This is a genomic window from Priestia iocasae (assembly GCF_016909075.1).
GTDB classification, from domain to species: domain Bacteria; phylum Bacillota; class Bacilli; order Bacillales; family Bacillaceae_H; genus Priestia; species Priestia iocasae.
Genome location: NZ_JAFBFC010000008.1, coordinates 96,512 through 122,987, shown reverse-complemented (window position 1 = coordinate 122,987; position 26,476 = coordinate 96,512). Strand labels below are relative to the sequence as shown.

Below are 26,476 nucleotides of genomic sequence, written 5' to 3'. Positions count from 1 at the left end.
TAACTACTTGGATAGAGAGACAAGGGATTTTACATGCAAAGTAATCTTTGGTTAACTGACAACTGGTAGCTCAAAGCGCTCGGTTGGCTGTGAGTATACCTTTGTTTCGCCGACTTTTTGGTCGTAGTACACAAGTAAAAGTGACGGCTTTTCAATGAGTTCACCTGTTTGTTTATAGTACTCATAATCAAATGGTAACACTTCAAGAACCGTATGCTTGTATAGTTCTTTTTCAGAAAATTGCTCTTGCACAAATGCTTCACCCATACGTTCTGGTGCTTCAAGCATTTGTTGATAGTAATGGGAGCGAATGTGCTTTTCGACACCTTCATCCCACCAAGGTTTACGTGGCTTATGTTTTTGATTTTGTAAATAATCCACTTTCATAAACCCTTCAATGATGCTTAAATTGTCAAAACGCTCTGTGTTCAAATATTCGTGTAAACGACGGAATAGATCTTCTAGCTGATGACCAATGCGTGACCAGCCTTGTTCATCCCAATACGTACCGAAGAGCTGGAAGAAATCAAACGGTGTGTTATACACATGATTCACCAAGTATTCAATCGTTTCATCTGTACGATGATCATTCCAATACTTTTCTAAAATGTCTTCAACTTGCTTAATGCGGACAACGTCTTCAAATGGAAGGACGTCATTGCTTAAAATTTCATACGGTGCTTGGTCCATAAACTGATAGTTATGCTGAGCAGCACTTAAACGCAATCCTGTTCCTCGTAGCATTTTTAAGAAGCCAAGCTGTAGCTCTTCAGGACGAAGAGCAAAGACGTCATTAAACGTATTTTTAAACGAATCATAGTTTTCATCAGGTAATCCTGCAATTAAATCAAGATGCTGGTCAATTTTTCCGCCTTCTTTTACCATCGTAACGGTACGTGTTAGCTTCGCAAAGTTTTGTTTACGTTTAACGAGCTCATTAACGGAATCATTTGTAGATTGAACCCCGATTTCAAAACGGAACAAGCCTGCAGGTGCATGGTCATTTAAAAATTGAATGACTTCAGGGCGCATAATGTCCGCTGTAATTTCAAATTGAAACACGACGCCAGGAACACGCTCATCAATTAAAAATTGGAACATTTCCATCGCATAGCTACGGCTAATGTTAAACGTGCGGTCAACGAACTTAATCGTACGTGCACCGTTTTTCATTAAGTAGCGGATATCATCTTTTACTTTTTCACGGTCAAAGTAGCGAACCCCGACTTCAATGGATGACAAACAGAACTGACAGCTAAATGGACAACCACGGCTCGTTTCAATGTATACAACACGCTTTGATAGCTCTTCGCGGTCTTCTTCAAAACGAAACGGAGATGGCATTTCACGTAAGTCAATTTTGTTACGCTGTGGGCTAATTTTCTTTTCACCATTTTCGCGATAAGCTAATCCACTTACCTTGTCAAACTGACCTTCACCATGAAGCTCATCTAACAATTGTTTAAACGTTTCTTCGCCTTCACCGATGACAATAAAGTCAGCTTCTGGAATACGATCAAGCCAGTGAGACACATCGTACGTTACTTCAGGTCCACCGAGAATGATTTTAATTTCAGGATTTATTTTCTTCATCATTTGGACGATTTTAATCGTTTCTTCAATGTTCCAAATGTAACAGCTAAACCCTATTACGTCAGGGTTTCGTTTATATAAATCAGTGACGATGTTCATTGCAGGGTCTTTAATTGTATATTCCGCCATCTGTACATCGTACTCAGGGGCAGCGTATGCTTTCAAACATCGAAGCGCTAAACACGTATGAATATACTTAGCGTTTAACGTACTCACGACAATGTTCATTGTATTATTCAAACTCCTTTTATTGAGATTAATACTCGACTTTTAGAAAATCAACTTCTTATTTTATCACATTTTGGCCAAAAAAGTAGAAGGAGTATACGACAGTTGTATGAAAAGAATAGGTAAGGGCTTACAAATTCGTTGTCGATAGAGATGATTTCCGATAAAATGAAAAGTACGACATGATTGAGGTGAATGCAAGTGGAGTATAAACGAATCAAACCGAGAAAAATTTATGAAGAAGTAGCCGAAGCGCTGTTACATAGTATTAAAAAGGGAGATTTGAAGCCAGGTGATCGACTAGCATCCGTTCAACAATTAGCGGAAAATTTCCAAGTTGGACGCTCTGCAATACGTGAAGCCTTAAGTGCGTTACGTGCGATGGGACTCGTGGAAATGAAGCAAGGAGAAGGGACGTATGTGCGTCAATTTGACCCAGAAATGCTTTCATTACCGATTACGAGTGCAGTTTTAATGAACAAGCAAGACATTGAACATTTATTAGAAGTACGTAAAGTATTAGAAGTAGGGGCTGTTGGAACAGCTGCGATGAAGCGCACTCCACAACAACTTCAAACAATTGCCGAAGTGTTAGAGCAAATGAAAGATGCATTTGGTAATCAGGAGCTTGGTGAAAAAGCAGACTTTGATTTTCACATGGCCATTGCGGAAGCGTCTCAAAATCCACTTCTTGTGAAGCTGATGAATAACGTATCTGAAATGATGATTGAAACAATGCGTGAAACGCGTCGTATTTGGCTGTATTCAGAGCAAACAACGGCAGAACGAATTTACGAAGAGCATAAACAAATCTATGAAGCGATTGCCGAGCAAAATGTTCAAAAAGCACAAGAGCGTATGCTTGCGCACTTAGTGAATGTAGAACAAGTGCTTATGCAATATATTGGTGAAGACTACTCAGGTGCTTAATAAACAAGCACACATAAGCAGAAGGCTGTGACAAACGGGGTGATTTAGTTCCTTTTGTGGCAGCTTTTTTAGTCAAAACACTTGTCGTTTGACAGAAAAGCTAACATAATAAATGAAAGATCGTCGTTTTTGTGTTTGAATAAAGTTTTAGTAAAACGATAAGATAAAGCTAAAACTATAGGTAGTGACACAACGTGGAGGTTTTTCAATGAGCAAGCGATATGAAGATGATAGTTTAGCTTTACATACAGACTTATATGAAATAAATATGGCGAAAACGTATTTGCAAGATCAAGTGCACAACCGACGCTCTGTGTTTGAAGCGTATTTTCGTAATATGCCATTTGGAGGCGGCTATGCGATTTTTGCAGGGCTTGAGCGTGTCATTGATTTTATTGCGAACTTTCGGTTTACGGAGAGCGACTTAGATTATCTACATCGTGAATTACAAGTTGAAGAAGAGTTTATTGATTATTTGAGAACGGTTCGGTTTACAGGTGATGTTCGTTCGGTTGTGGAAGGGGAAATTATTTTTGCAAACGAGCCGATTGTGCAAGTAGATGCACCACTTGCACAGGCGCAATTAATTGAAACACCGCTTTTAAACATGCTAAACTTCCATCCGTTAATTGCTACCAAGGCGTCACGTATTCGCCTAGCGGTCGGAGCGGATGAGTTAGTGGAATCGTCGATGTCAAAGCGTTTAATGGAATTTGGCGCAAGGCGAGCACATGAGCTAGATGCTGCTCTTTACGGAGCGCGCGCAGCATATATCGGAGGATTTGACGCAACCAGCAATGTGAGAGCAGGCAAGCTATTTGGCATTCCTGTAGCAGGGACGCATGCACATGCGCTCGTGCAAGTGTATCGCGATGAGTATACAGCGTTTAAAAAGTATGCCGAGTCTCACAAAAATTGCATTTTCCTCGTTGATACATATAACACATTAAAGTCGGGTGTACCAAATGCCATTAAAGTCGCAAAAGAGATGGGTGACAGCATCAACTTTGTTGGTATTCGTCTTGATAGTGGGAAGCTTCCTTATCTGTCGCAAGAAGCACGTAAAATGCTTGATGAAGCAGGGTTTACCGATGCGAAAATTTTTGCATCCAATGATTTAGATGAGTACACCATTATGGACTTAAAATCACAAGGAGCGAAAATTGATGGATGGGGTGTTGGGACGAAGCTCATGACGTCTTACGAACAACCCGCGTTAGGAGCGGTATATAAGCTTGTCTCCATTGAAGACCAAGACGGCCAGATGGTTGATACGATTAAGCTATCAGAAAACCCAGAGAAAATCTCAACACCAGGTTTAAAAGACGTCTATCGTATTGTGAATCAGCTGAACAATAAATGGGAAGGTGATTACATTACGTTAGAAGATGAGCGTCCAAACGAGCAAGAGCACTTAAAAATGTTCCATCCTGTTCATACGCATGTGAGTAAGTTTGTGACAAATTTCCAGGCGCGAAACATTCATCAAGATATTTTTAAAAAGGGTGAACTTGTGTACAAGCAACCAAACATTGAAGAGATGAGAGCGTATTGCTTACACAACCTCAAGCACTTGTGGGATGACTACAAAATCATTACAAAGTCAGAAAAAGATGTGTCGGGTCCAACCGAGTATCCAGTCGATTTAAGTACGGAATGCTGGAATAATAAAATGGAAAATATTGAAGAAACACGTTTAAAAGTTGCCAAAAAGATAAAAGAAATAAGTAAGTAGGAATTGAAAGGAGCTTATCGCTATGAATGAGCTACAAAAACAAATTATTGATGAAATGGAAGTTAAGTCAACAATTGATCCAAAAGAAGAAATTCGTCGCAGTATCGACTTTTTAAAAACGTACATGAAAAAGCATTCTTTTCTACGTACAATGGTACTTGGTATCTCTGGTGGACAAGACTCAACGTTAGCAGGAAAGCTAGCACAGGTAGCAATCGATGAATTAAACGAAGAATCTGGAAGCAACGACTACCAATTTGTCGCGGTTCGTCTTCCATACGGCGTACAAGCGGACGAAGACGATTGCCAAGATGCACTTCGTTTCATTCAACCAAGTCGCAGCGTAACCGTGAACATTAAAGGAGCAACCGACGAAACGGTTTCAGCGGTAGAAGAAGCAACAGGGGAAAAGGTATCTGACTTCAACAAAGGCAATATTAAAGCAAGACAACGTATGATTGCACAATACACAATTGCAGGTGCACTAAACGGAGTGGTACTTGGGACGGATCATTCAGCTGAGGCCGTAACAGGGTTTTACACGAAATATGGTGACGGTGGAGCAGACTTAGTGCCGATTTTCCGCTTAAACAAACGCCAAGGAAAAGAGCTGTTAAAAGAGCTAGGCTGCCCAGAACACCTTTATTTGAAAAAGCCAACAGCCGATCTTGAAGAAAACCGTCCACAATTACCAGATGAAGAAGCACTTGGTGTGACATACGATCAAATTGATGATTACTTAGAAGGAAAAGATGTTGGCAAAGAAGCAAGTGACAAAATTGAAAATCACTTCTTAAAAACAAAGCACAAACGTCACATGCCAATTACGGTGTTTGATGATTTTTGGAAATAAACGATTAAAGGTAACGTGAACTGTCACGTTTGAAAAAGCGAATGACAACCACCACTGTTTATTCACCTTGTCTTTTGAGAAGGGAGGGAGAACAGTGGTGGTTTTTTGTCCATCTTTAAATGGCTAGTATGAAATTCCTTCAATCGTCAATGCTAAAAATGGAGGTGTTTTACATTGGAAATGAGTCAGAAGAAAAATAAGAAACAAATCGAGCTAATGATGGACACCGCATTGAATCCAGATATGATGATGTATTTAGAGAGAAACGAATTGTATTCTACATATGAAGAAGACGCTGTTACTGAGCAAATGGATGATCAGCAAGCAAATGGCTAATAACAAAATACATGTACAGTAAAGGCTCTGACAACCCAAATACGCGTTTTGGTTGTCAGAGCCTTTATTTTTTAATGTTGTGAACTTTTTTGACATTGTGTATTGTATATGAAAACGTTTTATTTTATAATAACAACAACAGATAATCTAATCATCAGATGACCTTAATTTTCGGGGGAAAAGAAAGAGAATGGAACAAAGGAATATCTAGGGGGAAGGGAAGAGATACGTATGAGTACAGGAATATTAGCGCTACTTGCCATTATTCCGATTTTGGCTGTTTTTGTTTTTTTAGTCGTCTTACGTTGGCCGGCAAACCGTGCAATGCCTGTGGCACTAATTGTAACCGCTATCATGAGCTATTTCGTTTGGCAAGTACCGGTTAATCAAATTGCCGCTGCATCATTAAAGGGAATCATTACCGCTTTAGAAGTCGGTGTCATCGTTTTTGGAGCGATTTTGTTATTAAATATGTTAAAAGAAAGTGGCGCTGTTCATACGATTCGTCACGGCTTTGAAAGCATCACGCCAGATCGCCGCATTCAAGCCATTATCATTTGTTGGTTGTTTGGTGCGTTTCTTGAGGGAGCAGCTGGTTGGGGATCACCAGCCGCAATCGTAGGGCCACTACTAGTTGCCATTGGTTTTCCAGCGATGGCAGCCGTCATGGTTGCCTTAATCATTCAATCTACACCCGTATCATTTGGTGCCGTTGGAACACCAATTTTAATTGGAGTAAATACAGGATTAAAGGATTCACCTCTTGTGAATGAACATATTTCTACATTAGGAGTAGGATACGAAGCATACTTAAATCAAATTGGTGGTCAGGTCGCAATCGTTCATGGAATCGTTGGTGTGTTTATTCCATTGTTTTTAGCCGCCATGTTAACAAAGTTTTTTGGGAAAAACAAATCATTTCGTGAAGGTTTAGGAGTTTGGAAGTTTGCCATTTTCGCAGGGTTAGCCATGACAATTCCTTATGCACTGGTTGCCAATTTCCTAGGTCCAGAATTTCCTTCATTAGTAGGGGGCTTAGTTGGGTTAGCCATCATCATTCCAGCCGCTCAAAAAGGCTTCTTAATGCCAAAAACGACGTGGAATTTTGAAGACAAATCAAAGTGGGATGCTGATTGGGTCGGAACGTTACAAGTATCAGATGAGAAGCCTAAACGATCCATTTCGATGGCAATGGCTTGGTTACCTTACGTATTAGTTGCCTTATTATTAGTGGCTACTCGCGTGCAATTTCTACCATTTGCAGGTTGGTTGCAGTCCGTTGTTATTACGTTAGAGAATGTATTTGGTACAGAAATGATTATTGCATCGAAGCCTTTGAATATTCCGGGTGTGGTGTTCATACTTGTTGCGGGAATTGTTTTCTTTCTTCATAAAATGAATGCAAAAGAAGCAGTAAATGCAGTCAAAGATTCAAGTAAAACCGTGTTTAGTGCAATGGCTGCTTTAATGTTTGCGGTACCGATGGTTCAAATCTTTATTAATTCAGGGGTAAATGATGCGGGCTACATGAGCATGCCGCTTGTCTTAGCAGAAGGAATTTCATCGGCCTTTGGTGGAAATTGGCCACTTGTTGCACCAACAGTCGGAGCCATTGGAGCGTTTGTTGCAGGAAGTAACACGATTAGTAATATGATGTTTGCACTATTCCAATTTGGTGTAGCTGATAATATCGGCGTAACACCTGGTATGGTGGTCGCTCTCCAAGCAGTTGGTGGGGCAGCAGGTAACATGATTTGTGTTCACAACGTTGTAGCAGCATCGGCAGCAGCGGGGTTAATCGGTAAAGAAGGTAATTTGATTCGTAAAACGTTAATACCGATGACGTTTTATGTTGTCTTTGCTGGAGGAATCGGATATGTTGCCTTAAATGGTATTGGTTTTAATGCAGGAACCATTGTATTAGCGATCGTCATTAGCGGTATTATTGCTGCGATTATAGCAGGAAACAAAGCAGATGCGAAGCCAGGAACAGAAAAGAAAGTCGCATAACAGATGAAATGAAACGGCTCTTCTTTAGCTGGTGGTTGTCTCTTAACAAAGTTGATTGAATCACATTCATCGAAGCAGCAGCTAGCTAAATAAAAAGGGGTGTCACAAGAGGACGATTTTTCTCCTTTTGAGACACCCTCTTCGCATAGTTAACGTGTCACGTAAAGTTTTTTATAGAAAAACGTGAAACGCTTACTTAAAAGAGGTATAATAAAAGTATAGTCATCAGATGACCTGTTAATCAAAATGAAAATAGAGACGTGAACCTTTTTGGAGGGGTAAGAAATGAAAGTTTCATTATTTACAACCTGTTTAATTGATATGTTTCAATCAGATGTAGGAAAAGCAACGGTTGAAGTATTAGAACGACTTGGCTGTGAAATCGATTTTCCGAAAGCGCAAGTGTGCTGTGGACAGCCTGCTTACAATAGCGGGTATGTAAAAGAATCAAAAGAAGCAATGAAGAACATGATAAAAGCATTTGAACACGCTGAACATATTGTGTCACCATCCGGTTCGTGTGTATCAATGTTCAAAGAATACCCGCATGTCTTTAAGAATGATCCTATTTGGGAACCAAAAGCGAAAGCGCTTGCGAACAAAACCTATGAGCTGACACAGTTTATTGTGGATGTTCTTAAAGTAGAAGATGTTGGAGCAAAGTTGAACGGAAAAGCAACCTATCATACATCGTGTCATATGACGCGTTTACTTGGTGTGAAAGATGCACCTTTTACCTTACTTAAGAATGTAGAAGGCTTACAATTTGAATCTTTACCGAACGCACACAATTGCTGTGGATTTGGTGGGACATTCTCTGTGAAAATGGGCCAAATCTCTGAGCAAATGGTTGATGAAAAAGTGAAGCACATTGAAGAAACAGAAGCCAACTATTTAATTGGTGCAGACTGTGGCTGCTTAATGAACATTGGTGGGCGAATTGACCGTAAAGGAAAGCCAGTTCGTGTCATGCATATTGCAGAAGTATTAAATAGCCAATAAATAACTTCATAGATAACTAGAAAAGGGGCTGAGAAAGATGGCAATGAAATTTGGTTCGGATAATTTTAAAGAACGTGTCGATAGCGGTGTGAATAATACATTCATGCGCTTTGCAGTAGCTGGTGCACAAGAACGCCTTCGTACACGTCGCTTAGATGCAGCAGAAGAACTAGGCAATTGGGAAGACTGGCGTGCACTAGGAGAAGAAATACGTCAGCATACGCTTGATAATTTAGATTATTATTTAGAGCAACTAACGGAAAATGTAGCAAAGCGTGGAGGTCACGTGTTTTTTGCGCAAACAGCAGAAGAAGCAAACGAGTACATTACGAACGTAGCAAAAAGAAAACAAGCGAAAAAAATTGTCAAATCTAAGTCAATGGTAACAGAAGAAATTAATATGAATCAAAGCCTTGAATCGATTGGCTGTGAAGTCATTGAAACAGACTTAGGGGAGTACATTTTACAAGTAGACGACCACGATCCGCCGTCTCATATCGTAGCGCCAGCTCTTCATAAAAACAAAGAGCAAATTCGCGATGTGTTCAAGCAAAAGCTTGCCTATAAAAAGACGGAAAAACCAGAAGAACTCGCCCTTCATGCTCGTGAAATGCTGAGACAAGAATTTCTAGCGGCAGACATCGGAATTACGGGATGTAACTTCGCTATTGCAGAGTCAGGTTCAATTAGTCTTGTTACAAATGAAGGAAATGCGAGGTTAACAACGGCCTTACCGAAAACGCAAATTACCGTCATGGGGATGGAACGAATTGTGCCAACTTTTGAAGAGTTTGAAGTGCTTGTCAGCTTATTAACAAGAAGCGCAGTTGGTCAGCGTTTAACAAGCTACGTAACGGCTTTAACCGGACCAAAAGACGATGGGGATGTGGATGGTCCAGAAGAATTTCACCTTGTGATCGTTGATAATGGACGTTCGGATATTTTAGGTACGGAGTTTCAATCAATCTTGCAATGCATTCGTTGTGCCGCATGTGTAAACGTTTGCCCTGTCTATCGCCATGTTGGAGGTCATTCATACGGATCGATTTATGCAGGACCAATTGGCGCCGTGCTTTCGCCGTTACTTGGTGGATACGATGATTACAAAGAGCTTCCATACGCATCAACTCTTTGTGGAGCTTGTACGGAAGCTTGTCCGGTAAAAATCCCACTTCATGAGTTATTGCACAAGCATCGTCAACAGATTGTTGAAAAAGAAGGACGTGCGCCTATTTCAGAAAAGTTAGCGATGAAAGCATTTGGATTAGGAGCGGCTTCGTCAACTCTTTATCAAATGGGCTCAAAGGTCGCACCGACTGCGATGAACCCTTTTACCGTTGGAGATAAAATTTCAAAAGGACCGGGTCCACTAAAAGCATGGACGGAAATTCGTGAGTTTCCCGCGCCAAACAAAGAGCGTTTCCGTGATTGGTTTGATCAGCGTCAGAAAGGAGAGAAATCGTAATGGCCATTGGAACCGTACACAATAGAGATCGGTTTTTAAACAACATTTCAAAGCGATTAGGACGTGAGCGTCGCAAAGAAGGTGTGACTCGACCAGAATGGAAGCATCAACCACAGCATGACGTATACCAGGGCTATTCGTTAAATCAATTAAAAGAACAGCTACAAGATCACTGTACGCGTATTCATACAGATTATGTAGAAACGACAAGCGTAGATCTTGTGTCGACCTTAAAGAAAGTGGTTGATGTATACGGAGGCGGTTCTGTTGTTACATGGGATGATCCTCGGTTTGCAGAGTTTGGATTATCTCATTTACTACGTGAGGAATGGCCAAGCAAAGAGATAGATGTTCACATCTGGGACACGGAAAAAGGAGAAGAAAACATCGTCAAATCAGAGAAAGCAAATGTTGGTATTACGTTCAGTGACATCACTCTTGCAGAATCAGGGACAGTTGTCTTGTTTAGCGGAAATGGAAAAGGTCGCTCTGTGAGTTTATTGCCAGCGACGTATATTGCTATCATTCCAAAGAGTACCCTTGTTCCACGCATGACTCAAGCAGCAGCGCATATTCATGAGCAAATTCAAGCGGGTCAGGCTGTGGCATCATGTGTCAACTTTATTACAGGTCCAAGTAACTCGGCTGATATTGAAATGAATCTTGTTGTAGGGGTTCATGGTCCGATTAAAGCCACATACATCATTGTTGATGATCGATAAGTTTAGTGCGATGTTAAATGAGCTCTTTGAAAAAAGGTGAAAGAATGTCTTGAAAAAACAAATAGATAGAAAAAGTCTTACCCATTTTTTTCGGTGAAAACTGAAGAATAGGGTGAGACTTTTTTTATGCTAAGTTTCTCAAAATAAAAAATAGGTAAAATATCATCATCACATCTTACTATTTTTTAAAAATAATATATAATATAGAAATATATGAAAAGTTTGTCATCTTTTGGCGGATGAATGGATTTTGGATGAATTTTAGTAGAGATAGGTATTGTCAAATCAATTAGTAGATTTTTTACAGGGGGGACTTTTACGTTGAAGAGAGAGAGAAAAAAACGACTGATACTACCAGGTAAAACACTTTGGTACAACATGAATCTAGGAAAAAAGTACGGTGCAGGCATGCTCATTGCCATTTTACTATTTTTAGTGTCAACGGTTGTGGCAGGAGCTGGACTTAAATATGTAGAGCATGATGTAAAAGAAGTCACGTCAAGTAGTCAGCGATCCATTGATACAATAGAGATGGCCAAGATTTTTCAGCAGCAAGGCTTTTCCATTAGTAACTATATTATTGATAAAAACCCAAAACATCGTACACGTGTAACAGAGCTAGCAGCACGCTTTAAAGTGCTTGAAACAAAAATTCAACCCATTTTAACAACAAAGGAACAAAAAACGCGCTTTAGTGAAATTGTGCAAAAAGAGCAAGAATTAGTCAAATTGTTTGAAGAAGAAATTGTACCTGCTGTAACAGCACATGATGAGCGTACATACAAAACAGCTAAATTTCGCGGTGACAAAATAATTGAGGATAACATCCAAACATTAGAATCATTTAATGAGGTATTAAGTCAAGAGCGAAAAAGCATTGCTGAGCGAGCGGTTACCATTATTCAATCAACGTTTCTTCTACTAGTCATTGCATTAATCGTATCCTCTATTGTTGGAGGAGGGCTTTTATTCTTTGTTACTCGTACAGTAAACAAGCATTTAAACCATGTGATTTCAACGGCTAATTCAATTGCATCTGGAAATCTAGGTGTAGAAATTCCAGACTACAAAGGAAACGATGAGATTAAGCAGTTAAGTCAATCAGTGGATGCAATGCGTCAAAACTTACAAGGAATGATTCAAGAGATTTCCTCTGTTTCTTATCAAGTAACAGAAAAAAGTGAAGAGTTAATGCAGTCATCAAACGAAGTAAAAACAGCAAGTGAGCAAATTGCCTTAACGATGGATGAGCTTTCATCGGGTGCAAATGAACAAGCAAATACATCATCGACCATTGCTATTATGATGGATTCATATGTGGAAAAAGTGAATGCGGCAAACAAAGAAAGTAAAGGTGTTCAAACCGTATCAGCTGATGTTCTAGAGCTGACGAAGACAGGAAACAAATTGATGCATGAATCAACGGAAAAAATGACAGTGATTCAACAGCTTGTTCACTCGTCTGTTAAGCGTGTCAAAGGATTAGACGCAGAAGTAAAACAAATCTCTCATCTCGTAAAGGTTATTAGTGATATTGCAGATCAAACGAATCTATTAGCGTTAAATGCCGCAATTGAAGCGGCGAGAGCAGGAGAGCATGGAAGAGGATTTGCAGTTGTAGCGGACGAAGTACGAAAGCTTGCTGAACAAGTGTCTCGCTCTGTTTCAGATATTACATCCATTGTTCAAGGAATTCAAGCTGAATCACATGAGGTTGTAACTTCATTAGAAGAAGGGTACGGCCAGGTAGAAGAAGGGGCACAAAAGGTTGTGAATACACAGCATACGTTCTCTCATATTCATGAAGCCATTACAAGTATGAATGGAAATATTCATGCAATGACGACAAACCTTCAAGATATCGCGACATACACAAATGAAATGAACAATTCGATAGAAGGAATTGCTTCCGTTTCAGAAGAATCTGCAGCCGGAATTGAACAAACGTCGGCTTCTATTCAACAAACGAACGGAGCTATGTCTGATATTTCTGCTAATTCAGCTTACCTTGCGCAATTATCAGATCAATTGAAAAAGATGATTGCTACATTCAGAGTGTAGCGGTTGATTAACACGTAATGAGCAAATAAAAAAGGGTTTTATGAAACCATGGATAAGCACTGGTTTCGTAAAACCCTTTCTCCATTTTCGACGTATTTAGCAGGGGATGAGCAGAATTTGTAGAATACTAGTGTATTAAATCTATGTGGTTTTGGTGTCTTTAAAAGAAGTGATATTTGAATGAATGAAATGTATGAATAGAGAGTAACAAAGCTAAGTACGAAGAAGGGTAGCTTCTACTTAGAGGTGAAGTGAAAATGGGTTAGGGGGATTAATAATGACAGACCAAAAAGGTGTTATGTCATTGAATAAACAAGGCGTAAGTGAGAATGAAGAGCTACAGCAATTGCGAATGATTTTTAATCGAGTGTTAGATGGCATTATTGTTTTTGATTCATCTTTTCAAGTCATTAATGTGAACGATGCAGCGTGTCAATTATTTGAACAGTCGGAACAAAAGTTAGTAACGTATCATGTCCGTGATTTCCTTATGATGCTTCCTTACGAGGTTGTCGAGGAGTACTACGCCTCTATTACAAAGACGGGCTATTTTCATTATGAAGGCACACTCACTCTCCATAGTGGTATCATGAAGCAGGTTGAATTTACGTGTGAAAAAAAACATTCATCAACGAATATCCTTATTTGTACATTTCGAGACATTACAGCGCGTAAACTTTTAGAGAATGAACGGTTTATTAGTCAACAAATGTTTATGGATGTATTTAATCAAGCGGTCGATGGCATTGTCATTTTTGATCGTAACGGTTCTTTTATTGATGCTAACCCTGCTTTTTGTAAACGACTGAACTATACAAAAGAGCAATTACTGGCTAAAACACTGAACGAGCTTGTAGAGCCAGCATTCGATTACAAAATTAAAAAGCTATGGCGTATTCTTCATCAAAACGGAACGGCTAGAGGAGAGCTACCGCTTCGTTCTGACAGCGGAGATGTAAACTATTTTGAGTTTACAACAACAGCTAATATTTATAGCGAGTATTACATGTCAATCATGCGAGATGTAACAGAAAAACGTAATATGGAACAACAGCTTTCCAAAAGTGAACAAAAATTCCGTGAGATTTTTGAAAATGCGATTGATCCAATTGTGATATGGAAAGACGATGGCACCATTATAGATGCAAATGCAGCTTCTGCTCGTACGTTTGAATTGCCACTTGAAGAGCTTATTACTCAAAAGCTTTATTCTTTTGTTAATTCTGAGAGTAAAGGCCTTCATGATATATGCAATGAATTTAAAGAGTTGGGTTCCATTCGTGCAGAGCTTCCATTTTATATGCCAAATGGTGAAGTGAAAGAATTAGAGTTTACAGCAAAGAGTGATGTAATTGAAGATTATAATTTGACCATCTTTCGAAATATAAGTGAACGAAAGAAAATGGAAAAAGAATTAAGAGAGAATGAGCAGAAATTCAGACAAATCTTTAACGGCTCCTTAGATGGAATCGTCTTATGGAACCGAGATCGAAAAATTATTGATGCAAATTCGGCAACGTGTAAAATCGTTGAAATGACGAAGGAAGAAATATGTGAATGTACCATAGATGATTTTATGACACATGATACGTATGATTTCTTTGTTCAGCATCACTATGAGCTAGAAGCTCAAGGAGAAGCAGATGGAGAAATCCTTCTTTATACAAGAAGTCGAAAGAAGCGAAACATCGAGTTTTCTACGAAAAAGGACATTATTCCAGGTCTGTATATGACGATCATTCGAGACATTACCGAGAAAAAAGAAATGCATGAGCAAATTCGAAAGTCGGATACGATGCAAGTTGTGGGACAGTTAGCAGCAGGAATTGCTCATGAAATTCGGAATCCAATGACAGCTTTAAAAGGGTTTATTCAGCTTTTAGAGGGAAGTGTAAAAGAAGATTACTCTCTCTACTTTGATATTATAAAATCTGAGTTGCAGCGAATTGAATCCATTATTACCGAGTTTCTCGTACTGGCGAAGCCACAAGCTGTGAAGTTTGAAAAAAAAGATGTGAAGCAAATTGTTAAAGATACGATGGAATTACTAAATGCGCAAGCGATGCTTGAGAATGTTCAATTTGTCCCGAGCTTTGAAGCCGATTTACCGTCCATTTATTGTGAATCGAATCAGTTAAAGCAAGTGTTCATCAATATTATTAAAAATGCAATCGAAGTGATGAAAAACGGCGGCGTTATTACCATTCAAATCAAGTGTGTTAAACAGCGATATGTGGTAGTATCAATTAAGGATGAAGGGGAAGGTATATCAGAAGATCGAGTTAAAAAGCTAGGAGAACCATTTTATACAACAAAAGAAAAAGGAACAGGTCTAGGGTTGATGGTCTCCTATAAAATTATTGAAGAACATAAAGGTTCTATTCAAGTTGAGAGTAAACTAGGAAAAGGCACGACTTTTCATGTTGCATTGCCAATTCCTGTTTTACAAGAATAAAAAGAGGAATTGGGATGTGTGTGAACAGATCGTTAAAGGAGGAAATCGTTGAATACAGAAACCATATTATTAATTGTAAAAGACTATGGCTATTGGGCTCTGTTTTTTACGTTATGGTTGGGCTTTTTCGGTTTACCTATCCCAAATGAAGCAATTATTATGACAAGTGGATTAATTGCTTCTAAGAGCTATTTAGAGCCCATACCAACTTTTGTTGTGACATATGTAGGGGTAATATGTAGTTTAACGACCCTTTATCTACTTGGTCGATTTTGGCATGAAGTAATTAGCCGCTTTATTAATCGGGTACCTAAGGTTAATCAATATGTAGGCCGGGCGGAACATCTCATTACAAAGCACGGGCCACTCGCCCTTGTGTTTGGTTACTTTATTCCAGGAGTTCGTCACTTTGTCCCTTTTTTAGTAGGGAATAGTAAAATGCCATACAGGACGTTTGCTTTGTTTGGTTACACAATCACTTTTCTATGGACAATTGTTCTTTATACAACGGGCTATTTTTCAGGGCAACACATGGATGAGATTATTTCGGCTCTTTATTCGTATGGAGCAATCATTTTACTCTTTCTTTTTAGTGTCGTTGTCATTGCTCAACTCATAAAGAAAAGACGAAAAATAAAAGAAAAGCATCCCTCATAAAATGAAGAAGGTTGGACAGCTATAGCGATTAATGTTCGCTATCTAGCTTCCAACCTTCTCCTTCTACAAATACAATATCAACAGAAGTCGTTGTATCATCTTCTGTTGTGGTATTTTCTACTTCAAGCTCATTTACACTTAATAACTGGAGATCTTGCCTACGTTGTTCCTCACTGTACTTTTGCAAGGGAGTTTTTTCTTTTTCATTGTTATACACAAATAAAAGCCTCCTTTAACTCACCTAAACGGTTCGTTGTCTCCAACTCTAAATGTGAAAAACAGGCATCAAACAATTTCTGACAAGAACGATATAGATGGTAGCTTTACAATATATGATAGAAACAGAAAGAGTTACCTTACAGTTTTGTAACAAATGCATATAAATACTTGTAAGCAATACTCATCCTTTATCAATATAAACGATTCTTGAACGTTTCATACATTCATCATTCATTAACTAGAAAGAGGTAAAAGCGAAACATGTAGATAACCACTATCTTCACATTTTACGGGTAATGTGACAACAGAAGAAGGTTGTGTAATGGTATCCTCATGAAGGCTTGGAGGGGTAATGTCCACATGCAACTGAAAGCTTATTGCCTCAGAGGCAAGACTACCCGCCATCATATTTCCTAGCTCACAAGTGAAAGAAGAGAGCATCTCTTGCTGAAGCTCCATCCCAAACATCATTTGTGCAATCTTCGAAAATGTTTGTTCTTCTCCTACAATTGTTAAGGTCGCGTGAAGGTCCCCAATAATCTGAACGCTGACCGTTTGACTTTTAGCATATTGATCAAACGGTGTCACAGCTGCTTCAATCGACATTGAAACAGGAATAGATGTTTGAAAAGATAAAATTGCTTGCTTTAATAATTGTGGAAGTGAATCAGAAATGTTCACCATTTCACCTCTTTAGCTATTAGGTCTATTTAATCAATACCATCATACCATATTTTGTCGATTTCACACGAAGAAATTTACTTTTCCACAAAAACAAGCATCCTATATTCCTATAAAAAAAACCTCACCGTTTTTATCCGATATGCAAATCGAAACGGTGAGGTTCTGTTGTTAGTTGTTAAACAATGTTTGAATGCCTTCTTGATAATTTCCTTTTAAAATTCCTCGATCTGTAATAATGGCGGTGATTAGTTCATTGGGTGTCACATCAAACGCGGGATTAAAGACGGCAATGCCATCTGGTGCAATTTGTTGACCGTGAAGGTGTGTTACTTCTTCAGGATTACGCTCTTCAATCGGAATCTCCTCACCACTTGCAATCGTGGGGTCAAATGTTGAAAGAGGAGCTGCAACATAAAAAGGAATATGAAAGGCTTTTGCTAACAGGGCTAAGCCGTACGTGCCAATTTTATTCGCTGTATCACCATTTGCAGCAATGCGGTCTGCTCCAACGATAATGGCGTTAATTTGTTTCGTTTTAATGGTATGTGCAGCCATGTTATCGGTAATGAGTGTCACGTCAACACCGGACTGTTGAAGCTCCCAAGCTGTTAGGCGAGAGCCTTGTAAAACAGGTCTTGTTTCACATGCATACACTTGCAGTGGAATATCGCGCTCACGAGATAAGTGAAACGGTGCAAGAGCGGTTCCGTAGTAAGCAGTGGCGATTGACCCTGCATTACAAATCGTCATTACACGGTCATCTTTCTTGAAAAGTGATAAGGCGTTGTCTCCAATCTTATAACACACTTCTTCGTCTTCAACCTGAATGCGAATGGCTTCATGAACAAGCGTTGTTTTCGCTTCATTGATGGATGTGACATTCGTGATGCTATTTACCATACGCTCAAGGGCCCAAAATAAATTAACCGCTGTTGGTCGAGAGCTTGCTAAATAGTCTTTATCTTTTTGTAACAACTCATTGAATTCATCAATTGAATCGGTTTCATATTGTTGAGCTGCAAGAGCTAAGCCAAAAGCAGCCGTCATACCAATAGCGGGAGCGCCACGTACTTTTAACGTCACGATGGCATCCCACACATCTTTTATTGTTTTTAGCTCAATGTATTCAACTTTTCCCGGTAACAGCTGTTGATCTAATAAGGTAATATGTGTCTCTTCCCATTCAACTGAACGAGGAAGTGATAATGTATTTGTCATGATGTGTACATCCTTTCTCTTGCTTCTTTCACACGGTTTTTTGAACAAGTTCTTTTAAGTCTTTAGGTGAAAGGGTTTCTTGATGAAGTAATAATTGACGGCCAAGTAAAAGCGCTCTGCGTTTGGCTGTAAGGCGAGCTTGCTCATTTGAAATACCATCCAAGTCAGCAACATGAGCTAATCCGATGGTACGGCGAATCACTTCGCAACCTGCAAAGCCAATGGCATCTTGCCACGTTTGTGTTAATACGTGCTGTAAATAGCCTTCTGTCTTAGAAAATGCCTCGATACTATCTTTTTTCCAAAGCTTTGTAAACGTTGTTTCAAATACATGCCATGTTTTTTCGATATGGTCATATAAAAAGCCTTGTTTTTCTTCTGAAAGTGAAAGGGCATTTAATAATAAATTTGCAACGAACTGTCCGAGGTCAAAGCCAAGAGGACCGTAAAAAGCAAATTCTGGATCAATGACTTTTGTTGTTGCATCGTCAGCAAAAATACTTCCTGTATGCAAATCCCCATGAATAAGGGCATCGCTATTTGTTAAAAACTTTTTCTTTAACTTTGCTGCTTCTAACTTTACTGCCTGATCATTCCATAATGCTTCAACCTCTTTGCGTAATCCTTCTTCAAAATCATTTGTGTCATGATCAAAGAATGGATCTGTAAACACAAGATCTTCGGTAATGTTACATAAATCAGGGTTTACAAACTGCTTTACGAGTTGTTTTTTCTTTTCAGGCTCTATTGCAAAGTCAGACGTGTAAAACAGAATATGTGCTAAAAATTCACCAACATGCTGAGAAAGAAGGGGATATTGTTTACCACTAATTAAGCCAGCACGTGAAATTTGTAAATGAGATAAATCTTCCATGATTGTAACGGCTAGCGTATCATCTGAGTAAAACACTTTCGGTACGTATTGCGGCACGTACTTTGCAAAAATTTGAAGCGCATCGCTCTCAATTTTTGCCCGATTTAGTGATAGTGGCCAGCTCTCACCAACTACTTTTGCATATGGTAACGCTTGTTTGACAATGAGTGACTTATTCGTTTGATCATTTACAATCTGAAAAACAAGATTTAAGTTGCCATCTCCAATTTCGCGACATGTTAAGACTTCGTTTTCATCAAATAAGCTCAACTTTTTTACAAGTTTGATTGCCGTTATTTCTGTTAATGGGTTATAAACTAGTTCGTTTGATAAAGCCATCGTGATCCCTCCATAAGTTTTAGTAAATTCATTGAATTACTAAGAAAAATAATTGTCTTGTTTTACGGAGGCTTTTACATTTTTCGTAAATATAAAAGCCTCTTTCTTTTGTGAAAGAGGCTTGATCGCGATGCTCAAACCTCTTATCTGCCAGAAAGTATTCTTTCTGTTGGAATTAGCACCGTGCCTTCATGAACAAATGGTTCATAGCGCGTTGTTGCTGCGCTCCACCTTGCGATGGTATTACGGTCGGTTGCTGGGCTTCATAGGGCCAAATCCCTCAGCCAACTCTTGATAAGAGTAAACATAATTTATTTAGTTGTTTCACTATTTAGAAGATTGTAAGTAATGGTAAAAATCGCTTGATGAGAATATTAGCATGAGAAACCAATATGTGTCAACAGACTTTTTTGAAAATTATTGATAAAATTCTGTGCGTCGATCTAAAAAGACCGGAATTTGTTTGCGAACGTCACGTACTTTCACAGGATCAAGCGTACTAAAGATGGTTTCTTCCTCTGTGCCAGCTTCTGCAAGAATCTCTCCCCAAGGGTCAATAATAAGTGAATGACCTGCAAATGTATTTGCTGGATCTGTTCCTGACCGATTGCAAGCTACGACATAACATTGATTTTCAATAGCTCGACTAATAAGCAGTGCTTTCCAATGTGCAAGGCGAGGAAGCGGCCACTGGGCTACAACGAATACTACCTCTGCACCCGCACTCGTATGAACGCGAATCCATTCAGGGAATCGAATGTCATAACAGATGACACCACTGCATAATGTATTGTCGAGAGTAAAAAGATGCTTTTGATCACCTGATTGTAAGTACAAATGCTCATCCATTAGCTTGAAAAGGTGTAGTTTACTATATTCGGAGACGTATTCACCGCTCTTATCGAATACATACATCGTATTCGTCACACCTTTTTCGGTCTTTTTCGCCACAGACCCTGCGACAATGCTGACGCCATGAAGCTTCGCAAATGAAGATAAAAATGCCTTTGTCTCATCGCCATTTTCATCAGCAATGTCATCTAATCTTGTTAAATCATAGCCAGTGTTCCATAGTTCAGGTAAGACAAGAACGTCTGGTTGGTTTACGAGTGCTTCTTTCATTTTTTCTTCAACATGTGTACGATTTTTTTTCGGATTCCCAAAGGCGATATCTATTTGAATACATGCGACTTTTAAGCTCATCTTTATCGTCACCTCTTTACTAGTTTAGAAAAATCACTTTACAAGTCGATTATAAACATATATTATTTTTGACTATAATTTCAAGAAATTTTTGAGAAGGTGTACAATTATGAACTATTTTGAGCAATCGGACTTATTAAAAAGCTTACCGAAGCAATTTTTTGCGTCACTCGTCGCAAAAGTTGGTCATGTCATGGCACAAGGACATGACGTCATTAACTTAGGTCAAGGAAATCCTGATCAACCAACGCCTGCGCATATTGTGAAATCTCTTCAACAAGCAAGTGAAAATCCTAATTACCATAAATACTCTCCATTTCGTGGGCAACAATTTTTAAAAGAAGCGGTTGTCCAATTTTACAAGCGAGAATATGGTGTTGAATTAGATGCGGAAAAAGAAGTGGCGATTTTATTTGGAGGAAAAGCAGGGCTTGTCGAAATTCCTCAATGTATCCTTAATCCTGGTGACACAGTGCTTGTCCCAGATCCGGGTTACCCGGACTACTGGTCTGGTGTGGAGTTGGCTCGAGTAAAAATGGAAATGATGCCATTAAAAGCAGAGAATGCTTTTCTACCAGATTATGCAGCCATCCCTGAAAATGTGAAAGAAAAAGCAAAATTGATGTTCTTAAATTATCCAAATAATCCAACAGGGGCAACCGCAACAGACGCCTTTTTTGAAGAAACGGTTCAGTTAGCGAAGCAACATAATATGTGTGTGGTGCATGATTTTGCATACGGAGCGATTGGGTTTGATGGGAAGAAGCCAATTAGCTTCTTACAAACTGAAGGAGCTAAAGATATTGGCATTGAAATTTATACGTTGTCAAAGACGTATAACATGGCAGGTTGGCGTATCGGCTTTGCAGTCGGAAATGAAAGTGTTATAGAATCGATTAACCTTTTACAAGATCACTTGTATGTTAGTATCTTTAGCGCTGTGCAACATGCAGCAGCCACTGCACTACTAGAATCACAGCAATGTGTCGAGGAGTTAGTGGAACGCTATGAATCTCGTCGAAAAGTACTGATTGATGGGCTAAATAGTATTGGTTGGAATGTGACAGCACCGGCGGGTTCATTTTTTGCATGGCTCAAAGTGCCAAAAGGGTATACATCTGAGCAATTTTCTGACCTTTTACTTGAAAAAGCACATGTCGTTGTTGCGCCAGGAATCGGCTTCGGTCAGTACGGGGAAGGCTATGTGCGCGTAGGCCTTTTAACAGACGAAGATCGATTAAAAGAAGCGGTCGAACGAATAAAAAAATTAACATTATTTTAAAAATTTGTTGACAAAAAAAGACAAGTTGTCATACTATGTAGTAAGTTATAAATTGGTAGTAATGATCGTACAAATAAATAGACAATTTTCTTATCAAGAGCAGGTGGAGGGACTAGCCCGATGAAGCCCGGCAACCGACTTAACAATAAATTGTTAAGCACGGTGCTAATTCTTGCAGCGTAGAGCTGGGAGATAAGAAGAGCGGATAAAAGTCTCTTCTTACAGCGAAGAGACTTTTTCTTTTATCCGTACTAATTAGCAAGGGAGTTAGACAAAATGAGTGAAGTAATTGCAAGCTATTTAATTCATGATAAAAATAGTGACTTTCATAAAAAGGCAGAAGGCATTGCACTTGGACTAACCGTTGGTTCATGGACGAATTTGCCGCTGCTTGAGCAAGAGCAATTAAAAAAGCATAAAGGTCGTGTCGTATCGGTTTTTCCGTTACAACCATGTGACCGTGTCAATCAGTATTTAGACAATGAAGTGAATCAAGCAATCATTAAAATTGCGTATCCAACTGCTAATTTTTCACTTGATCTACCAGCCATTTTAACAACTGTATTTGGAAAATTATCGCTAGATGGAAAAATTAAATTAATAGACTTAGAGTTTTCCAAAGAGCTGATTCAAGCCTTTCCAGGACCGCGCTTTGGTATTGAAGGCATTCGTAAAGAGCTAAATGTGTATGATCGTCCACTCGTGATGAGTATTTTCAAAGGTGTACTTGGAAAAGATTTATCGTACTTAACAGAGCAGTTAAAGCAGCAAGCGCTAGGCGGCGTCGACCTTGTAAAAGATGATGAAATTTTATTTGAAAACGACTTAACGCCATTTGAAAAACGCATCACACATGGAAAAGCGGTACTAAAAGATGTGTACGAAAAAACAGGACACCGTACTCTTTATGCAGTGAATGTATCAGGTCGTACATTCGACTTAAAAGAAAAAGCAAAGCGAGCAAAAGAGCTCGGAGCCGATGCACTCCTGTTCAATGTATTTGCCTACGGACTAGACGTCCTTCAAGCGCTTCGTGAAGATGATGAAATTGCGTTACCGCTTATGGCTCATCCAGCCGTAAGCGGTGCGTTAACACCATCTGAATTTTACGGATTCTCGAATTCTCTGTTACTAGGAAAATTACTCCGTATAACAGGAGCAGACTTCTCATTGTTTCCGTCACCATACGGAAGCGTGGCGTTACCGTTTGAAGAAGCTCTCAGCATTTCAACAGAGCTTGTTGCACCAAATCATTATGTGAAGAAAGCATTTCCAGTCCCATCAGCAGGCATTCATCCTGGTATGGTGCCACTTCTTGTGAAAGATTTTGGCATTGATAGTGTCATCAACGCTGGTGGTGGTGTTCACGGTCATCCAGATGGAGCCGCTGGTGGTGGAAAAGCGTTTCGAGATGCAGTCGATGCTGTGTTAAAAGGGCAAACCCTACAAGAAGGTGCACAAAACTCCCCAGAATTAAGCAAGGCCATTGACTTGTGGGGAACGGTTGAGGTGAAGTCATGAGCAACATTAAAATCTTTTGTGACTTTGACGGAACGATTACAAACAGTGATAACATCATCGCGATTATGAAACAATTCGCTCCACCAGAATGGGATGCGATTAAAGAAGATGTACTCGCACAGCGTATTTCCATTCAAGAAGGAGTAGGGAAGATGTTTTCCTTGCTACCTTCTAACTTGAAAGATCAGATTATTGAGTTCATTTTAAATCATGCGAAGATTCGTGAAGGTTTTTCAGAATTTGTTCAATTTACAAAAGAGCAAAACATTCCTCTCTATGTAGTGAGTGGAGGGATTGATTTCTTTGTCTATCCACTATTGGGAGACATCATCGACGTAGAAAATGTGTACTGCAATCAATCTGACTTTAGCAAGGAGCGAATTACCATTACATGGCCACATACGTGTGATGATCAATGTCATAACGAGTGTGGATGCTGTAAGCCGACACTGATTCGTACGCTTGCAAATGAAGATGATGTTACCGTGATGATTGGTGATTCCATTACCGATTTACAAGCGGCCAAAATGGTGGATACGGTTATTGCGCGTGACTTTTTAGTTAAGAAGTGCGAAGAATTGAACATCCCTCATCAGTCCTTTGAAACGTTTTATGATGTTAGAAAAGAAATCGAAAAGCTAGTGGAGGTGACAACATGAGCATTTTAGTACAACGCTGGAATGAACTAGCAGATGTAAAAGACGAGCTAGCAGGACGAGATTGGTTTTTCGGAACGAGTGGAAATTTATCCATTCGTGTGAGTCACGATCCAACAACGTTTCTAGTCACCGCTAGCGGTAAAGATAAGCGGAAGCGGACAAGTGAAGATTTTTTACTTGTTGATGCGAATGGAAACCCTGCTGAAGAGACAATTTTGCGCCCTTCAGCAGAAACATTGCTTCATGTAAAAGTATATGGAAAAACAAATGCCGGATGTAGTTTACACGTGCATACGATTGATAACAACCTTATCTCTGAGCTATATGGTGACAAGGGAGAAGTTACATTTAAAGGGCAAGAAATCATTAAAGCGCTAGGCATTTGGGAAGAAGATGCCGAAGTGTCTGTGCCGATTATTCAGAATCATGCGCATATTCCGACTCTTGCCGAGACCTTTGATGAACATATACAAGGGGACCAAGGAGCCGTTCTCATCCGAAATCATGGCATTACGGTTTGGGGACGTAACGCATTTGAAGCAAAAAAAGTATTAGAAGCGTATGAGTTCTTATTTAGCTATCATGTAAAGCTATTAACCTTAAAAAATCAATTACAAATAAGTTGAGGAGGAATTTTTAATGGCAACGATTCGTTTACACAAAAACAATGAGCGTATTGAAAATCAACAAGAGGTGGCAGCATTTCTAACAAATAATGAAGTTATTTATGAAAACTGGGATATTACGAAACTACCAGAAAACTTACGTGAGAAATTTGCGTTAACAGATGAAGAGAAAGAAGCTATTTTAACAACATTTGCAGCCGAAATTAAAGATATATCAGACCGTCGTGGTTATCAAGCACAAGATGTTATTTCACTTTCAGAATCAACACCAAACTTAGAGCAACTTCTTCAAAACTTTCAGCGCGAACACCATCATACAGACGATGAAGTTCGCTTTATTGTAAGTGGTCATGGCATTTTTGTTATTCAAGACAAAGACGGCCATTTCTTTGATGTGGAATTAGAGCCAGGTGACTTAATTTCTGTTCCAGAAAACATTCGTCATTACTTTACATTAATGGACGATCGTAAAGTAGTTGCAGTACGTATCTTTGTCACAACGGAAGGTTGGGTACCGATTTACGAAGCTCAATAATGACACACATATAATATAGAAGAAAGTGAGAAAGCCTTGCTTTTATTCACCTGTAAAAGCAGGGCTTTCTTATCGTTTTATCTAAAACCAATTAAAAACATCGAAAAAGTCAGGAAAGAGGGAAGAAAAGATGAAAAATTGGATGCGACATGCCTTTGCACTTTTATTGATTTTTACACTTGTGTTTCCATTAGTCGCTTGTACGAGTGAACAGCCGACTGCGCAACCAACAGCTTCAAGTGAGAAAAAAGAAACAGTAAAAGAAGAAAAAACAGAAGAAAAAGCGATAAAACCATTTGAAGGAGATGCTAAAATCGCGTTAATTGCTGAGTTTACCACGGGTACTCACGCGGCTCAGTATATTAATGGCGTAAAGCAAGCAGCCGAGGATAGCGGTGTTAAACTAACCATTTCGGATGCAAATAATGATCAATCCAAAATGGCTTCCTATTTAGATGCTGCGATTAATCAAAACGTCGATGGCATTATCATTAAACACGGTCGTACTGAAACGCTAGAACCAGGTGTGAAACGTGCCATTGAAAAAGGTATTCCTGTTGTTGCATTTGATGTTGAACTGAATGTAGAAGGTGTGACAACGATTGACCAAGATGACTACATGATGGCACTTCAAGGATTAAAACAAATGGCACAAGACATTAATGGCGAAGGAAACATTGTATATGTATTTGTAGGTGGATTTGCACCGATGGAAAAGCGTAACCGTGTGTATGAAATGATGCTCGAGCGCTACCCAGGATTAAAAGAAGTAGCTCGTTTTGGAAACGCATCAAGCAATACGTCATTAGATACGCAAACGAAAATGGAAGCGATTTTACGACAATACCCGAATAAAGGAGATATTACAGCGGTTTGGGCACCTTGGGATGAGTTTGCAAAAGGGGTAACACGTGCAATTAAAGAAGCAGGTCGTGATGAGATTAAAGTATATGGCATTGATTTATCGGATGAAGATTTACAAATGATGCAGGAAGAAAATAGTCCATGGAAAGCATCATCTGCCGTGAATCCAGCCTCTGTCGGCGCGAAGCAAGTCGAGCTTGTTTTACAAAAGCTAGCAGGAGAAGAAACACCGCGTTACTACTCATTTGACCCAGTTCTTGTCACACAAGATGACTTACCAGATTCTCCAATTAATATGGATCAATTACATGAATATGTAGAAGCGTGGGATTAATTTATTACAAAGTGATATGACATAGGATGCCGAGGCCTATGTCATATTCCGTTCTTAAGGAAGTAGCGAGA

General features: G+C 39.3%; 23 protein-coding genes and 2 riboswitches. Of the genes, 17 read left to right on the top strand and 6 right to left on the bottom strand.

Annotated elements, in window-relative coordinates:
* Positions 1 to 51 precede the first annotated feature (51 nt).
* Positions 52 to 1,821, bottom strand: coding sequence for a B12-binding domain-containing radical SAM protein (locus JOC83_RS17970; RefSeq protein WP_205188779.1), 1,770 nt, complete (start codon positions 1,819 to 1,821; stop codon positions 52 to 54).
* Positions 1,822 to 2,022: 201 nt separating this feature from the next.
* Here JOC83_RS17970 and JOC83_RS17965 point away from each other — a divergent pair, with 201 nt between their 5' ends.
* From JOC83_RS17965 to JOC83_RS17915, 11 genes are all read left to right on the top strand, one after another.
* A complete protein-coding gene (locus JOC83_RS17965) occupies positions 2,023 to 2,751 on the top strand; it encodes a FadR/GntR family transcriptional regulator (protein ID WP_338038943.1) in 729 nt (242 codons plus the stop codon).
* A gap of 208 nt (positions 2,752 to 2,959) precedes the next feature.
* Entirely contained in the window at positions 2,960 to 4,486 is a 1,527-nt protein-coding gene (locus tag JOC83_RS17960; protein ID WP_205188777.1) for a nicotinate phosphoribosyltransferase, read from the top strand.
* 22 nt (positions 4,487 to 4,508) lie between these two features.
* Positions 4,509 to 5,339 (top strand): ammonia-dependent NAD(+) synthetase, encoded by an 831-nt coding sequence (nadE, locus tag JOC83_RS17955; RefSeq protein WP_205188776.1) that lies wholly within the window; start codon positions 4,509 to 4,511, stop codon positions 5,337 to 5,339.
* 174 nt (positions 5,340 to 5,513) lie between these two features.
* Positions 5,514 to 5,675 carry a hypothetical protein gene (locus JOC83_RS17950; protein WP_205188775.1) on the top strand — a complete coding sequence of 54 codons (162 nt, stop codon included), beginning with the start codon at positions 5,514 to 5,516 and terminating at the stop codon, positions 5,673 to 5,675.
* A 231-nt stretch (positions 5,676 to 5,906) separates the two neighbouring features.
* Positions 5,907 to 7,685: an L-lactate permease gene (locus JOC83_RS17945; protein WP_205188774.1), complete on the top strand. Its 1,779-nt coding sequence runs from the start codon at positions 5,907 to 5,909 to the stop codon at positions 7,683 to 7,685.
* 285 nt (positions 7,686 to 7,970) lie between these two features.
* Complete coding sequence (locus JOC83_RS17940; RefSeq protein ID WP_205188773.1) at positions 7,971 to 8,687, top strand: (Fe-S)-binding protein; 717 nt, start codon at positions 7,971 to 7,973, stop codon at positions 8,685 to 8,687.
* Positions 8,688 to 8,724: 37 nt separating this feature from the next.
* The gene (locus JOC83_RS17935) at positions 8,725 to 10,152 is read left to right on the top strand and encodes a LutB/LldF family L-lactate oxidation iron-sulfur protein (protein WP_205188772.1); all 1,428 of its coding nucleotides are present in this window, start codon (positions 8,725 to 8,727) and stop codon (positions 10,150 to 10,152) included.
* Positions 10,152 to 10,874 carry a LutC/YkgG family protein gene (locus tag JOC83_RS17930; protein WP_205188771.1) on the top strand — a complete coding sequence of 241 codons (723 nt, stop codon included), beginning with the start codon at positions 10,152 to 10,154 and terminating at the stop codon, positions 10,872 to 10,874. The genes JOC83_RS17935 and JOC83_RS17930 overlap by 1 nt, the downstream gene beginning before the upstream one ends.
* A gap of 321 nt (positions 10,875 to 11,195) precedes the next feature.
* Positions 11,196 to 12,935, top strand: coding sequence for a methyl-accepting chemotaxis protein (locus JOC83_RS17925; protein WP_205188770.1), 1,740 nt, complete (start codon positions 11,196 to 11,198; stop codon positions 12,933 to 12,935).
* Between the two features lie 277 nt (positions 12,936 to 13,212).
* Positions 13,213 to 15,390, top strand: a complete 2,178-nt coding sequence (locus tag JOC83_RS17920; protein WP_239583621.1) for a PAS domain-containing sensor histidine kinase — start codon at positions 13,213 to 13,215, stop codon at positions 15,388 to 15,390.
* A 48-nt stretch (positions 15,391 to 15,438) separates the two neighbouring features.
* Complete coding sequence (locus tag JOC83_RS17915) at positions 15,439 to 16,047, top strand: DedA family protein (RefSeq protein ID WP_205188769.1); 609 nt, start codon at positions 15,439 to 15,441, stop codon at positions 16,045 to 16,047.
* 28 nt (positions 16,048 to 16,075) lie between these two features.
* On the opposite strand, the gene JOC83_RS17910 is transcribed toward JOC83_RS17915, so the two are convergent.
* The 5 genes from JOC83_RS17910 to JOC83_RS17890 form a co-directional block, all read right to left on the bottom strand.
* Positions 16,076 to 16,264, bottom strand: a complete 189-nt coding sequence (locus JOC83_RS17910; protein ID WP_205188768.1) for a hypothetical protein — start codon at positions 16,262 to 16,264, stop codon at positions 16,076 to 16,078.
* Between the two features lie 236 nt (positions 16,265 to 16,500).
* A complete protein-coding gene (locus JOC83_RS17905; protein ID WP_205188767.1) occupies positions 16,501 to 16,947 on the bottom strand; it encodes a chemotaxis protein CheX in 447 nt (148 codons plus the stop codon).
* A gap of 171 nt (positions 16,948 to 17,118) precedes the next feature.
* A complete protein-coding gene (gene mtnA, locus JOC83_RS17900) occupies positions 17,119 to 18,168 on the bottom strand; it encodes an S-methyl-5-thioribose-1-phosphate isomerase (protein WP_205188766.1) in 1,050 nt (349 codons plus the stop codon).
* A gap of 28 nt (positions 18,169 to 18,196) precedes the next feature.
* Positions 18,197 to 19,381 (bottom strand): S-methyl-5-thioribose kinase, encoded by a 1,185-nt coding sequence (gene mtnK / locus JOC83_RS17895; protein ID WP_205188765.1) that lies wholly within the window; start codon positions 19,379 to 19,381, stop codon positions 18,197 to 18,199.
* 140 nt (positions 19,382 to 19,521) lie between these two features.
* Positions 19,522 to 19,682: riboswitch (SAM riboswitch) on the bottom strand.
* A 116-nt stretch (positions 19,683 to 19,798) separates the two neighbouring features.
* Entirely contained in the window at positions 19,799 to 20,584 is a 786-nt protein-coding gene (locus JOC83_RS17890) for a carbon-nitrogen family hydrolase (protein WP_205188764.1), read from the bottom strand.
* Positions 20,585 to 20,693: 109 nt separating this feature from the next.
* Here JOC83_RS17890 and JOC83_RS17885 point away from each other — a divergent pair, with 109 nt between their 5' ends.
* From JOC83_RS17885 to JOC83_RS17860, 6 genes are all read left to right on the top strand, one after another.
* Positions 20,694 to 21,866: a pyridoxal phosphate-dependent aminotransferase gene (locus JOC83_RS17885; protein ID WP_205188763.1), complete on the top strand. Its 1,173-nt coding sequence runs from the start codon at positions 20,694 to 20,696 to the stop codon at positions 21,864 to 21,866.
* A gap of 87 nt (positions 21,867 to 21,953) precedes the next feature.
* Positions 21,954 to 22,065: riboswitch (SAM riboswitch) on the top strand.
* Positions 22,066 to 22,142: 77 nt separating this feature from the next.
* A complete protein-coding gene (gene mtnW / locus JOC83_RS17880; protein WP_205188762.1) occupies positions 22,143 to 23,387 on the top strand; it encodes a 2,3-diketo-5-methylthiopentyl-1-phosphate enolase in 1,245 nt (414 codons plus the stop codon).
* Positions 23,384 to 24,046 carry a 2-hydroxy-3-keto-5-methylthiopentenyl-1-phosphate phosphatase gene (locus tag JOC83_RS17875; protein WP_205188761.1) on the top strand — a complete coding sequence of 221 codons (663 nt, stop codon included), beginning with the start codon at positions 23,384 to 23,386 and terminating at the stop codon, positions 24,044 to 24,046. The genes mtnW and JOC83_RS17875 overlap by 4 nt, the downstream gene beginning before the upstream one ends.
* Positions 24,043 to 24,672: a methylthioribulose 1-phosphate dehydratase gene (locus JOC83_RS17870; protein ID WP_205188760.1), complete on the top strand. Its 630-nt coding sequence runs from the start codon at positions 24,043 to 24,045 to the stop codon at positions 24,670 to 24,672. Before JOC83_RS17875 ends, JOC83_RS17870 begins: the two co-directional genes overlap by 4 nt.
* Positions 24,673 to 24,685: 13 nt before the next feature.
* Positions 24,686 to 25,207, top strand: a complete 522-nt coding sequence (locus JOC83_RS17865) for a 1,2-dihydroxy-3-keto-5-methylthiopentene dioxygenase (protein WP_205188759.1) — start codon at positions 24,686 to 24,688, stop codon at positions 25,205 to 25,207.
* A 130-nt stretch (positions 25,208 to 25,337) separates the two neighbouring features.
* Positions 25,338 to 26,405: a sugar ABC transporter substrate-binding protein gene (locus JOC83_RS17860; RefSeq protein WP_205188758.1), complete on the top strand. Its 1,068-nt coding sequence runs from the start codon at positions 25,338 to 25,340 to the stop codon at positions 26,403 to 26,405.
* Positions 26,406 to 26,476: the final 71 nt, after the last annotated feature.

Coding starts and splice junctions, on each gene's coding strand:
- JOC83_RS17970 (WP_205188779.1), bottom strand. CDS start 1,821: ATGAACATTGTCGTGAGTACGTTAAACGCTAAGTATATTCATACGTGT.
- JOC83_RS17960 (WP_205188777.1), top strand. CDS start 2,960: ATGAGCAAGCGATATGAAGATGATAGTTTAGCTTTACATACAGACTTA.
- nadE (WP_205188776.1), top strand. CDS start 4,509: ATGAATGAGCTACAAAAACAAATTATTGATGAAATGGAAGTTAAGTCA.
- JOC83_RS17945 (WP_205188774.1), top strand. CDS start 5,907: ATGAGTACAGGAATATTAGCGCTACTTGCCATTATTCCGATTTTGGCT.
- JOC83_RS17940 (WP_205188773.1), top strand. CDS start 7,971: ATGAAAGTTTCATTATTTACAACCTGTTTAATTGATATGTTTCAATCA.
- JOC83_RS17935 (WP_205188772.1), top strand. CDS start 8,725: ATGGCAATGAAATTTGGTTCGGATAATTTTAAAGAACGTGTCGATAGC.
- JOC83_RS17930 (WP_205188771.1), top strand. CDS start 10,152: ATGGCCATTGGAACCGTACACAATAGAGATCGGTTTTTAAACAACATT.
- JOC83_RS17920 (WP_239583621.1), top strand. CDS start 13,213: ATGACAGACCAAAAAGGTGTTATGTCATTGAATAAACAAGGCGTAAGT.
- mtnA (WP_205188766.1), bottom strand. CDS start 18,168: ATGACAAATACATTATCACTTCCTCGTTCAGTTGAATGGGAAGAGACA.
- mtnK (WP_205188765.1), bottom strand. CDS start 19,381: ATGGCTTTATCAAACGAACTAGTTTATAACCCATTAACAGAAATAACG.
- JOC83_RS17890 (WP_205188764.1), bottom strand. CDS start 20,584: ATGAGCTTAAAAGTCGCATGTATTCAAATAGATATCGCCTTTGGGAAT.
- JOC83_RS17885 (WP_205188763.1), top strand. CDS start 20,694: ATGAACTATTTTGAGCAATCGGACTTATTAAAAAGCTTACCGAAGCAA.
- mtnW (WP_205188762.1), top strand. CDS start 22,143: ATGAGTGAAGTAATTGCAAGCTATTTAATTCATGATAAAAATAGTGAC.
- JOC83_RS17875 (WP_205188761.1), top strand. CDS start 23,384: ATGAGCAACATTAAAATCTTTTGTGACTTTGACGGAACGATTACAAAC.
- JOC83_RS17870 (WP_205188760.1), top strand. CDS start 24,043: ATGAGCATTTTAGTACAACGCTGGAATGAACTAGCAGATGTAAAAGAC.
- JOC83_RS17865 (WP_205188759.1), top strand. CDS start 24,686: ATGGCAACGATTCGTTTACACAAAAACAATGAGCGTATTGAAAATCAA.
- JOC83_RS17860 (WP_205188758.1), top strand. CDS start 25,338: ATGAAAAATTGGATGCGACATGCCTTTGCACTTTTATTGATTTTTACA.